Source organism: Marinobacter maroccanus, assembly GCF_002933275.1.
GTDB classification, from domain to species: Bacteria; Pseudomonadota; Gammaproteobacteria; order Pseudomonadales; family Oleiphilaceae; genus Marinobacter; species Marinobacter maroccanus.
The window spans coordinates 153,073-165,276 of sequence record NZ_PSSX01000004.1 but is presented as its reverse complement, the minus strand read 5'-3'; the positions used below and the strand labels follow the sequence as shown (position 1 = coordinate 165,276).

At 55.6% G+C, this 12,204-nt stretch carries 11 protein-coding genes; all 11 read left to right on the top strand.

The window, feature by feature from the left end; translation table 11 throughout:
* The first annotated feature begins 42 nt into the window (after positions 1–42).
* The 11 genes from KEHDKFFH_RS06835 to KEHDKFFH_RS06785 all read left to right on the top strand — a co-directional run bounded on the left by KEHDKFFH_RS06835 (position 43) and on the right by KEHDKFFH_RS06785 (position 12,200).
* Complete coding sequence (locus tag KEHDKFFH_RS06835) at positions 43–2,148, top strand: type VI secretion system Vgr family protein (RefSeq protein WP_104321222.1); 2,106 nt, start codon at positions 43–45, stop codon at positions 2,146–2,148.
* Entirely contained in the window at positions 2,120–2,881 is a 762-nt protein-coding gene (locus KEHDKFFH_RS06830) for a DUF4123 domain-containing protein (RefSeq protein ID WP_158253187.1), read from the top strand. The genes KEHDKFFH_RS06835 and KEHDKFFH_RS06830 overlap by 29 nt, the downstream gene beginning before the upstream one ends.
* A gap of 15 nt (positions 2,882–2,896) precedes the next feature.
* On the top strand, positions 2,897–6,319 hold the full coding sequence (locus KEHDKFFH_RS06825) for a hypothetical protein (RefSeq protein WP_104321220.1): 3,423 nt from the start codon (positions 2,897–2,899) through the stop codon (positions 6,317–6,319).
* 100 nt (positions 6,320–6,419) lie between these two features.
* On the top strand, positions 6,420–7,325 hold the full coding sequence (locus tag KEHDKFFH_RS06820; RefSeq protein WP_146084195.1) for a hypothetical protein: 906 nt from the start codon (positions 6,420–6,422) through the stop codon (positions 7,323–7,325).
* Positions 7,326–7,531: 206 nt separating this feature from the next.
* The gene (locus tag KEHDKFFH_RS06815; protein ID WP_104321218.1) at positions 7,532–7,726 is read left to right on the top strand and encodes a type II toxin-antitoxin system VapB family antitoxin; all 195 of its coding nucleotides are present in this window, start codon (positions 7,532–7,534) and stop codon (positions 7,724–7,726) included.
* The gene (gene vapC, locus KEHDKFFH_RS06810) at positions 7,723–8,124 is read left to right on the top strand and encodes a type II toxin-antitoxin system VapC family toxin (RefSeq protein WP_104321217.1); all 402 of its coding nucleotides are present in this window, start codon (positions 7,723–7,725) and stop codon (positions 8,122–8,124) included. The genes KEHDKFFH_RS06815 and vapC overlap by 4 nt, the downstream gene beginning before the upstream one ends.
* Positions 8,125–8,283: 159 nt before the next feature.
* Positions 8,284–8,733: a DUF4124 domain-containing protein gene (locus tag KEHDKFFH_RS06805; RefSeq protein ID WP_241956446.1), complete on the top strand. Its 450-nt coding sequence runs from the start codon at positions 8,284–8,286 to the stop codon at positions 8,731–8,733.
* 74 nt (positions 8,734–8,807) lie between these two features.
* Complete coding sequence (locus KEHDKFFH_RS06800; protein ID WP_104321215.1) at positions 8,808–9,662, top strand: DNA ligase; 855 nt, start codon at positions 8,808–8,810, stop codon at positions 9,660–9,662.
* 115 nt (positions 9,663–9,777) lie between these two features.
* Positions 9,778–10,035: an HP1242/YdcH family protein gene (locus KEHDKFFH_RS06795; RefSeq protein ID WP_104321214.1), complete on the top strand. Its 258-nt coding sequence runs from the start codon at positions 9,778–9,780 to the stop codon at positions 10,033–10,035.
* A gap of 93 nt (positions 10,036–10,128) precedes the next feature.
* A complete protein-coding gene (locus tag KEHDKFFH_RS06790) occupies positions 10,129–11,442 on the top strand; it encodes a glycerophosphodiester phosphodiesterase family protein (RefSeq protein WP_104321213.1) in 1,314 nt (437 codons plus the stop codon).
* A gap of 179 nt (positions 11,443–11,621) precedes the next feature.
* Entirely contained in the window at positions 11,622–12,200 is a 579-nt protein-coding gene (locus tag KEHDKFFH_RS06785; protein ID WP_104321212.1) for a porin family protein, read from the top strand.
* Positions 12,201–12,204: the final 4 nt, after the last annotated feature.

The following is a 12,204-nucleotide window of genomic DNA, read 5'->3' as shown; positions in this document are numbered from 1 at the left end:
TGCGAAAGCCCGGATTTTCTTTTTTCTTCAGGGACCGAAGACATGCCTCAGGCAAGCGAACTGCAATTTACCGCCACCATTGGCGAATACTCCTCTGACCACTTTTCCGTTGTTGGCTTTGCACTGACAGAACGGCTGTCCGAGCTGTTCCAGGGACGCCTTGACCTGGCCAGTACCGATCCGTCTGTTGGCGCCTTGAACGTGCTGGAGCAACCAGTGGATCTGGTGGTCTGGCAGGGCGGGGCACCACTGCGTCGCTTTACCGGCGTGGTCAGCGAATTCGCCCGCGGCGATTCTGGCCATCGGCGCACTCGCTACGAGCTGGTTTTCCGGCCACCGCTCTGGCGCATGGCGCTGATGCACAACAGCCGTATTTTTCAGAACCGGGGTACGGATGAGATTGTGCGTACCCTGCTGGAGGGGCGGGGGATCGTCGATACCGTCTTTGACCTAAAGCGCGGCCCCGAGGAGCGGGAATACTGCGTCCAGCATCGGGAAAGCGACCTCGCTTTTGTCGAACGTCTGGCTGCCGAGGAAGGCTGGCACTACCGCTACCAGCACGGCAGCCTCGATGGTCAGGAAGCGCCTGCCCTGATTTTTGCCGATCACCATCGCGATTCGCCGCGGCTTGAGGCCGTTCCATACAACGGCAAAGCAGGGGGCAGTAGCCGAACGCCTTGTGTGTTCCGGTTCGCGTACCGAGAGCGGGTGCGTCCCGCTTCGGTCGCCATGAAGGATTACACCTTCAAGAACCCGGCCTACGCCCTGATGCATGAACAGTCTGGCGATCAGCTCTTCCAACGGGAGGATTACCAACACTACGACTACCCCGGCCGATTCAAGCAGGACGCCAGTGGTCGGCCTTTTACTGAAGCCAGGCTTGATGCCCTGCGCAGCGACGCCAACACAGCCTTTGGTGAAAGCAATCGCCCGGATTTTGCACCTGGTGCCAGGGCGCCCCTGACCGACCACGACAACGAAGCCATGAATCGCGACTGGCTACTTACGGCGATCACCCACACCGGCTCACAACCCCAGGCCCTGGAAGAAGAGGGTGGCAGCGAACCGACGCGTTACGGCAACCACTTCAACGCCATCCCTGCAGACCGGAGCTGGCGGCCACTGTGTGAACATAAACCCCTGATGGATGGGCCCCAGATGGCGGTGGTTACCGGGCCGGATGGCGAAGAAATTCATTGCGACCAATACGGCCGGGTGAAAGTGCGATTTCCCTGGGATCGCTATGCGTCAAATGATGAATACAGCAGTGCCTGGCTCCGGGTCAGCCAGGGTTGGGCCGGCGGCCAGTATGGCTTCACCGCACTGCCGAGGATTGGCCATGAAGTGATCGTCTCCTTTCTGGACGGCGATCCTGACCAGCCCATCGTCACTGGCCGGACCTGGCACGCCACCAACACGCCGCCGTACGCGCTGCCGGAACACAAAACCCGCACCACCCTGAAAACCAAAACCCACAAGGGCGAGGGCAGCAACGAGCTGCGGTTTGAAGACGAAGCCGGCGAAGAACAGATTTATGTTCACGCCCAGAAAGACCTGGCTCTGCTCACGGAAAACAACCGCACCGAAGTCATCAGGAACGATTGCCACCTGACCGTGGGCAACGATCTCAAGGACCACATCAAAGGCAATGACCACGCCACGGTGGACGGTGAAAAACGGGAAAAAACCGGCAAAGACCGCAGTTTCAATGTCACTGGTACGTTGCACCTGAAAGCCGGTACCGCCTGGCTAACCGACTCTGGCTCTGAGCTGCACATCAAGGCCGGCCAGAAAGCCGTTATCGAAGCGGGTGCGGAAATCACCCTCAAGGCTGGTGGCAGCTTCGTGAAGATCGACCCCAGCGGTGTGGCCATGGGAGGCGCGGCGATCAAACTGAATGCTGGAGGGGCTCCGGGTAAGGGGAGTGGTCAGAAGGTTCAGGTGCCGGAGATGCCTGGATTGGTGACGGCGGCTGGTGGGGTTGTAGCTCCGGCTGAGGTGGCGGAGGTGGGGCAGCGGCCAATTGCCGAACGAGTGGATCGAAATACGCTCCTGACTGCGGCTGCGGAGCGAGCACCAGCAATAAAAACATGCCAGAAAAAACAGGATGGAAGCTGCGATGTCGACAATTGCCCCTGCGTTGCCTAGCCGTGAATGTCTGGAGACATTTCAGGAGGCAATCCGTGAATGGCAGCTTCAGCCGAGCCAGCGTTGCCTTTTGATTATTGATGCGGCCCAGTTTGACGAAAATGAAATCACCAATGCGTTGTATGCTAAATGCAACGAACCGAACTGGTGCTGGTTGTTTGAGAACAGCCCATTGGAGGCCTTCGCTGATGCAGGGCCAGTCATCATTGAGACGGTGGCTGACAGTCCTTTCTGTCAGCATGCTCTGACACTATGGGCTGAGAAGGGATTGTTGTTTCTGTTTACCGACAGTGACGTTGATAAAGCCGTGGTTGGTTTGCGCGGCATGCTGTCGGTTGACCTGGAAACGGCAGGCCCATGTCTGCTCAGAACTTATGACACCCGATTTCTTCAGGTGTTGTCAGCCTGCCAACCCGATCAAATGGCAGAATTAGCTGCTGTCGATAGCCTATGGATTTGGTCTATAGATCTCTTGAATCACGTGCAGTGGTCAGGATTTCAGTCAACAGGCGCGGCTCGACAGATTAAAGCTTATAAAGGTCGTGACTTTGAGCGCTTGCTGAGTTGGGTAGCTGGCTGGCCTGCCTGTTTGCCTCATTTGGCCAGGGATCGGCAGGCAGATGCCACTACGCTCACGCGTTATATCGTCAATCAGTGGCATTCTGGGTTGGCCTGCGACGGCCAGTCAGTGGAGCTCGAGACGCAATGGACAGCGTTTCGCGAATTATCATGAAAAGGATTTCATAGCATGTCAGCGGTTAAAGCACCTTCCTGCGCCCCTTCAGAGACGTTCTGGCTGGAACTGACGGGGCAGCAATCACTTGCCGGTCATGAATATGTTCTGAGCGAAATCGCCGACGACGGCAATGAAGTTGTTACCTCCATTGAGATTTGCGAAAAACACAATGGTCGTAAGGGACCAATTCTCGCGGGCCATGTTGAGCAACCCAAAAAACGCTCGCTGATCCTGCAGCTCAAGGGGGACGAGACAATAAACGTCCCCGTTATCGACGAGGAGTTCATCGGCCCTTACGCTCTGAAAGCCCCTCAGCGACAGTACCAGGATAATCTCATGGTGTCGGTGCATCCGACGCTTTTTTGCGATGCGGGAGAATTGACGCATCCGCGACCCATGAGTGGCTATGAGGAAGCCATCGGCGCACCGGTTCGAACCGGCTGGATCTACGTGTTTTTCAGGGGACGCCTCTGGCGGGAGCTGTCAGTTGTGACAAGTGAGGATGCGGCACCTGTTCTGCGAGATACCCCTGTTGCACAGGCCCGCACAGCCTCTCTCGAAGCGGCCAATGATCGCAAAGCAATTGGCCCCGAGTTAGACGTTATCCACGTGCCTGCTCGCCTGAATGGTACGGATGTATACAGCGATGTTTATCTCGCGTTCAGTGAAACGCAGTGGTCGTGGGAGTATATCAGCGCGCTTGAGCAGGATAGCGGTCTCATAACAACGCGCTGCCGATCCGCCAGAGCGATCCGGGCCTTCCTTGAGGGACAGCCGAGCCTGGATGGCGACTGGAAGCGTCTTGACGAAATGCCGGTCATGCGAGCCCGTGACAGCGCGATAGAAAGCGATTTTACCTTCCCGGGGCAATGGTTACACGACGTCGATGGCGCAAAGTCGCAGCAGGCGCAAGACGCGCTTATTGCCCAGCGTGATGCCATCGAAGCGGATGAGCATGTGGTTGATGCTGACTACTTCCTTGAAACGCCGTCGCTTTATCCGCGCTGGCGCCAACTTCATCTGCAAAACGAGCCATTGCCTACAATCCAGGCTGGCACCGATGTTTTCGGCCCGCTTCGGGACCGCCATCTGATCACATTACACCTTAGAGATTCTTTGCAGGCCGCCCGTCATCTGGCCCAGCAGATGAATGCCGCGCTGGCGCTCATGCTGGCGCTAGTGGACAACGTAAAGAAACGCCCGTTTGGTGTCACTGCTGAGTTGTTCCATAACAACTTTCGTCGTGAAACCCTCCCCGATGGGTCTGCGAACCCTCTTTATATTGACGGGGGCTGGTTTGATAACCGAATCGACGAAAGTGAAGGCGGTCGACTCCAGCGCACACTTTATGATGTGGAAAGAGCTGCTCTACGGGACTTTCTCACAGAAGCTCAAGCGGCACTCGTGCGCTTGCTGAACGACGAGCGGCCACAAAGCCTGACAGCCACGTTGCGGGATCTGTTTGCGCTGGAATCGGGCAACACGGCCGCAGGGTATGTCCAGACCGGGCCGTTGCTGCAGGTGCTGTCATTGCCAGCGCACCGCGCCGACCCACTGGTACTGCCGCAGGAATCTGACGCAAACGGTAATGATGAGGCAGCCAAAATAGCCTTGAAGATTGCTACAGGCGAACATCCTCTGGGTGCCATGCTGTTGCCATTTCAGGACAGCTCGGGAGAGTACCAGGTGGGTGATGCAACCCTGCTCAATCTGAAATCCCTGGTCGAAGCACTGGAAGACCGCAGCCAGGATATGCGAGTGCTGGAACCCAATGTCCTGCGCAGCATGGCGGATCACCAAGAGCAAACCAGGGGGCCAGATGGCCAGGCGATAGCGGGATTCGTTGGTCGTGGGGCTTCGGTTTTCTCCAGTGTTGCCGGTGAAATTTCCCAGTGGTGGCTCACTCAGGTTCAATCTGAACTGACACTGCGGGGGGCAGCATTCACGGCTGACATCAATCGAATCAAGAGTGCCTTTGAAGGATTTGCCGAAGCTGCTATCCCCGGCAGAACCACCTTGCAGATGGAAGGCGCCGATGAAGGGCGTACCTATATTGTTCTTGAAGTGCTGGACGAACAGGGCAATACGTTGACCTCAGGGGCTGCCGTGGGTGCGGCATTGAGGGTGAGTGATTACGATGCGTTCGATGGCGTAGTAAAGCACCAGCCGGTAAAGCGGTTTATGCATCAGGTGACGGCGCATCCGGGCGGGTTGCCGAGTGTGTTGGTGGTTTTTGATGTTTGGAATTTTAGGAATACGGTTCAGGACTTGAGCCCTGAGTCGACAAGTGGCAGAGCCATATTGGGCGTGTTGAGTGCTTTTGCGGATCTGGGTGTGAGCTCAGCGCAATTTGCGACATTGTTGCCTCAACAACCCAGTTGGCTGGAACCTCAAATTGTAAAGTGGAGAAAAGAAGCAAAATGGTTCGCTCGATTGGCGGCGAGCTTCAACACCCAGGATCAATTCGCTCGGGCCGTCGTTAGGAATCAGTTGCAGGCGGCTGGTTGGCTAGCCGGCATGTTTACGACGGCTTTGATGGTAAGCGATTCCGTAAGTTCGTTTGCCAACGGTCGATGGGGAGCGGGCTCTGCCCAGTTAATTAAAGCCGGCGGCGCTGCAACCATGGTCAGTGCCGACATCATCGCTGCCAGATTATTAACCCCAGTCGGTCGTCGGGCGGTTGAGCGCACAGCGGATCAGGCGTTACAGGCGGCCATTGGGCGCCTGGTGCCAGCCGCAGCCCGTTGGACGGGAACTGTGGCATCGGGTTACGTTACAGCATTGGGTTTCGCGATTTATGTTGTGGGTGAGATTGCCTTCTACCGAATGATGGACGATGCCGTCAGCAAGTGGCTGCGCGCGGGACCATTTTCTGGCGATCCTGATGAGCAGACCGATGAGCTGGCCTCGGAATCCAACGCCTACATTGCTCTGGTGAAAGCCATGACGCCGGTATCGCTCCAGCGGATTCCGGATAACCGTGTGGCTGAATGGCTTCAGGCACGAAAGTTGACGGCCTGGCAAAACGAAGCCGAGGCCGTTCTGTCATTCGCCAGCCCGGCCCTGGCTATTACTGGCAAGCCCGCCGACATAGAACTGGTGCTATCGTACGAACAGGAACATTACCGCTTACTGGGTCCAAACCCGGCCGGAGGCTGGCGTACTGGAACGATTGCCAGAAAATCGGGCACCATCCGTCAGGGCATTCAGAACGACTTTGACGAGCAGCGTCAGTCGATTAACTTCATGATCGGTAAGTCGCAGTTATCAGATTTTGTGCCGCAATCGGATTATGAGCGTGTGGAAACCCGTTACCGTGTGAAAAGCCTTTCGCTGACCTTTACGGTTGACGTCTGGAACCGGGGTGCAAAGGAATACCAGAGTCAGGAAGTGACTCATACGATGGAGGATCTGGACGTTGAGTGGCAGGGATAACCAATCAGAGGCCATGAGTGGGTACGCCGAAACAGCTTTTCGGTCTGACTCCATTCCAAAGCAAAGATGTCTGGAAAATCCGGGAGGATTTGCAAAGGCCTTGGAAGCTGGTGACCTTATTGAACGCTTAGTGTGGGCGAATTATGCGGGTTTGAATATCCATGTCAGGCCGAGCTCAGTTGAAACCTATCAAAAGCGTATATCTGGACTTGGCAGAAGGGATTTGGCTGGGCCTAAATGGACTCATAAAAAACAACCGGCTGATTTTATAAAAACTCGTTGGCAGCTCTTATTGATGTTTGCGAGTGGCTTCGCCGACATGTTTTTATTTAAGTTTTGGCTTTTCTGTGCGTTCGCTACATTTCTAATTGTTGTGTTCAAAACTGATATTGTCAGCGGGTTGGTTCACGGCACTTTTCCGATTCTTGTTGTCGTATGCCTCCACCTCTTCTTCCGCTACCCCTTCACCTGGTTCCTGGAACGTAACCCCGATTTCATCGTCAAAGACCTGGGCTGCGGCTTCTTTCGTCCCACTGGTATGGTCAAATTCCGCACCTGGCGGGAGGAAACCTTTGAGGCGCCGTTTATCGAGTTCGACCCTTACATTTCCTACCATGTTCAACCCAAAGGCCCGGTCAGCTACAAGCTACAGCTTCGCCACCGCTACAGCGGTTGGCAGACGGCGGTCGCCGAGGTACACAGCACGCAGAAAGAGGAGCTCTACGCCCACTGGGACGAACTTCAGCGCTATATGGATGTCTCCCATCCCCTGCCGGACATTCCTGCTCTCGAGCCCTACCGACACCTGGACCCCACCACTGCCGAGTATGACGGGGCGGGTAAACGCCAACGCCCTTCCGATTACTGGGCCACGCTGGATCTGGAATGGTGGGAGCAAGAGGGCTACCCCGCCCACATGGAGAAAATCCGGAACTTTCCATGGGACACGCTGGAAGACCAGATGCAGTACAGCGTGTCGAATTTGAACGAGGCGACGATGGCGTAGGCCTCAATGATCTGGCTGATAGGCAAAACGAAGTTGCCAGACTTTATGCCACAATCGGATAAGGAACGTGTTGAAACCCATTGCCAGGTGCGTCGGCTTGGAGCCGCGAAGCGGCGGAAAATCGGTCGCTGTGCAGCCGATTGTTATGCTCTTCCTGAAGTGCTAGATTGTGTATAGGTCCTGTGGTTTATACACATTGGTGCAATATGAGAACTAACATTGTTATTGATGATCAGTTGATGGCCGAAGCCCTCAAAGCTTCCGGCTGCGAAACCAAAAAAGAAGCCGTTGAGCAAGGGCTGAAACTTCTGGTTCAGCTTAGCAAGCAGCAGGAGATTAGAAAGCTGCGTGGCAATATCAAGTGGGAAGGCGACCTGGATGAAATGCGGAGCGCCGGATGATACTGGTGGACACCAGCGTGTGGATCGACTATTTCAAAGGAGTCAAAAACCCGCAAACTGACTTGCTGGATGCCTCAATAGTTCATGGATCTGTCGCTATTGGAGACCTCATATTTCTGGAAATCCTGCAAGGCATCCGCAACGATGGCCAATATCGCCAGACCAAACAAAGCCTGCTGGCGCTTGAGCAGTATGAGATGTTTGGCAAAGACATGGCAGCCAAGTGCGCCGAGAATTACCGAGCGCTCAGAAAGAGGGGCATCACAATTAGAAAGACTGCCGACGTGATCATCGCAACATTTTGCATAGAGAAGAAGCTACCCCTGCTGTTTCTTGATCGCGACTTTATCCCTTTTGTCGATCACCTTGGACTTTGGCCTGCCCTAAGAGGAACATAACCGCGAGAGTCCTCCCATGCCCGAAGATATCCCAAATGGCGCCTTTTGTTCAGTCGTTCACGGAGTTGGTGGGCTCTGCGGTGATACAGTTTTGAGTCGCTTAAGAGCCTTTCGTTCGTAAAGGCGCCAAGGAAGCAATAAGTTGAAAAGGATATCTTTGTGAAAGCATTCGTAGTTTTGATGCTCCTCTGTTTCATCCCAGTCTCAGCAAACGCCGGCGTCTACAAATGGGTCGATGCCAACGGCCAGACCCATTTCGGGGACCGTCCACCGGCTCAGGCGGCATCAAGTGAAGTTGCGGTGAAGGCCGCTCCGGCCAGCGTGGATGCGGGTGCCCGGGAGCGGCATCAGAAGATGACCGAGTTTCTGGAGCAGCAGCAGGAAGAGCGAGAGGCACGTCAGGCAGCCAATGCCAAGGTTGAAGAGAAAGCGGCGAAGCAAGCCGAACTGTGCAGAAAGCTTCGGGCGCGCCTCAAGCATCTGGCGAGCGTCTCAACCTTTTACAACATTAACGATCAGGGCGAGCGGGTCTATGTGAATGAGGCCGAAAATACCCGTATTCGTGAGGATTTCCGGAAAAAGGTGAGGAGCACCTGCGGAAACGACTGATACGCGGTTGATGACCAGGGGCGGAAAGGAAGCTGACCTCTGCAGGAAAAGCAACTGAGAGCAAAGGAATTGCCATGTCTTTTCGATTGTTCAGCGCCGTGCTGCCGGTGCTGATTTCCCTTCTGTTTTCCCCCGTGGCGGTAGCGAAACCGCCCGAGCTAACACTCGCCAATGTGTATCAAAAGGGCATGCCGTTGGACGGCTACTGGGTCAGTGAAAAGCTCGACGGGGTGCGCGCATACTGGACCGGCGAGCGATTTCTTTCCCGTGGCGGTCATGAGTATCGGGCGCCCGGTTGGTTTACCAGAGGGTTTCCGGCGCACCCCCTGGACGGCGAGCTCTGGATGGGCCGAGGCCGTTTTGCGGAATTGTCAGGGGCGGTGCGTCAGGTGGTGCCCGATGATGGCGATTGGCGGCGGATTCGGTTTATGGTGTTTGATCTTCCGGATCAGAAGGCTACCTTCGATCAACGCCTGGTCCGGCTGAGGGCATTGATCGAGAAGGTTGGGTCACCCTATATGGCGCTTGTTGATCAGCAACGGGCGAGCAGCCATGAGAATTTGATGCTGCGTCTGGACGAGGTGGTGGCTGATGGGGGAGAGGGGTTGATGCTGCGGCTGGGCGCCAGTGGTTACCGAAGTGGGCGCTCGAATGATCTGCTGAAAGTGAAACAGTATCAGGATGCCGAAGCGGTGGTGGTTCATCACCTACCGGGCAAGGGCAAATACGAGGGGCTGATGGGGTCACTGCTGGTGGAGTTGGAAGATGGCAGGCAATTCCGGATTGGCTCGGGGTTCAGCGATTCCGAGCGAGCCTCACCTCCAAAACCCGGAACCACGATCACATTCAAATACTATGGCCTCACAGCCACTGGTCTGCCTCGCTTTGCCAGCTTTCTTCGCATTCGGAACGATGAACCTGCGCGGTAATTGGGCATGCAGGCGTGCTGGCGCTTGACGGGGATCAAGACTGACAAGTGCAGCGAGCCATACACTGGAATGAGCCAATTACATCTCATCCCCCACAGTCATGGAGACTGCGCGAATGTCCCTGGAAAAACACGATCTGATTCACGAACTGCCCGAATCCAAAGAAGCCATTCATCTGCTGAAGACCAACAGCACTCACTTCGCCAAGCTGTTTGATGAATATCATGAAGTCGACCATGCCGTTCATCGCATTGAAACCGGCGCTGAAAACACTTCCGATGAGTACCTGGAAAACCTCAAGAAGAAGCGGCTGAACCTGAAGGACCAGTTGTTTACGATGATTCGTGAATACGAGGCATCAACAGCGGGCTGAGTATCACTTAGCCTTCACGAAAACGTCTTTGGGTCGTAACCCTCCTTGTGAACACTGGTGATGCAGTATCATTCATTTCACAAGGAGCTGGTTATGAAGTTACGCAAGATCCTGGGCCTGTTGCTATGCACGGTTGCCCTCACTGTGGCGCAAGCTGCGCCGGGTAAGTCACACCCCGACTCCTGGGTTCCGCCTGGTCTGGATGACTGGAAAGATGTGCCTGCCCAATCCTGGCATAAGCGCGCTGGCGGTAAGCAGCCCATCCATCTGGGGCCAAGGCCGTTCTGGCTGGTTGAAAATATGGATGAGGGCCCGCTGAAGGAGCGCCTGCAGTCCTGCAATGCCCGCCAGCTCAAGCGTTCTGATTTCTCCATCGGCCATCGTGGTGCACCGCTGCAGTTTCCGGAACACACCAAGGAGTCCTACGTTGCCGCAGCGCAAATGGGCGCGGGCATTGTGGAATGCGACGTTGCATTCACCAAGGACCGTGAGCTGGTTTGCCGGCACGCCCAGAACGACCTGCACACCACCACCAACATCGTCGCGGTACCCGAGCTGAACGCCAAGTGCACCCAGCCTTTTGTACCGGCCGATCCAGCTTCCGGCACTCCGGCCCAGGCCGAGTGTCGCACCAGTGATATCACCCTGGCCGAGTTCAAGTCCCTGAAGGGCAAGATGGATGCCTACAACCCCATGGCAACCACGCCGGAAGAGTATCTGGCTGGCACAGCCGACTGGCGCACAGACCTTTACGCCAGCCGCGGCACGCTGATGACCCACAGGGAAAGCATCGAGTTGTTCAAGGCGCTGGGGGTAAAGTTCACCCCGGAGCTGAAATCGCCGGTGGTGGATATGCCGTTTGAGGGTGACTATAGCCAGCAGGATTATGCCCGCCAGATGATCCAGGATTACATTGATGCCGGAGTTAGGCCTGAGGACGTATGGCCTCAATCGTTCAACCTCGACGATGTGTTGTTCTGGGTGAACGAAACGCCCAGGTTTGGCCGGCAGGCGGTTTTCCTTGATCAGTCAGCGCCCACGACTGAAAACACGTCGCTGGCGTACATGGAGAGCCTGAAGGCCCGGGGCGTGAATATTCTGGCGCCGGCCCTCTGGAAAATGCTGACGCTCGACAGCTACGGTGAGATTGTTCCTTCGGAGTATGCTGAGAATGCTCGCACCGCCGGTCTGGATCTCATCGCCTGGACGGTTGAACGCAGTGGCCCTCTGGAAAACGGTGGTGGCTGGTATTACCAGACGGTGACCGATGCCATTAACAACGACGGCGACATGCTTACCGTGATTGATGTACTCGCTCGTGAGGTGGGTGTCATCGGTATCTTCTCAGACTGGCCGGCTACCACCACGTTTTATGCCAACTGCATGGGGATCGCTCAAAGTCGCTGATCCGATCAGGTGCTTCCCTTGGGAGCGCCTGTCTTAAAGAATTAAGGGAATATGAATGAATCTTAGTTGGGTTTTAACCCAACTCTGAGGGAATCCTTTGTAGGGTGAGTTCAGGTAATTGAAAGACAGCTTTCGGTTGCCGGTGAAAGGATATCTGAACTCACCAGGAGGAACGCCTTATGAATTCCGCAATCCGTTTTACCAGTGCCGCACTTTTCACAGCCTCTTTTGTTACCGCGCCCGCCGCTTTGGCTCAGGGCAGCGTGGAGCGGGACCAGTCAGGCCCCTATATCAGCGGCAGCTACGGTGGCTACAAATCCCACGGTGGCGAGTTCGAGGATGAGAACGATCTGCTTGGCGCCGCGGTCGGCTACCAGTTCAGTCCGTTTTTTGCCCTGGAAGCGGAGTACATCGATTTTGGCAACTTTGGTAACGACGATGTGGACGGCAAGATGAAAGGCTTTGGCCTGGGTGCTGTTGGTCGTCTGCCGCTCACTGACAGCTTCGGTGTATATGGCAAAGCCGGTGCCTTTGCTTCTGCTTTCGATGTTGACGCATTCAACGAAAGTGAAACCTACGATGAGGTATCGCCCTTTGTGGGTGCCGGTGTGGATTTCCGGGTAACGCCGGATCTGACGGCATTTGCCGAATATAATCGCTACAACGTCGACATTGATAAAGAGGACTTCAACGGGCAGGTAACCAACAGCGGACCGGAGTTCGATACCGGTCGGGTCGGCCTGAAGTATCAGTTCTGATAAG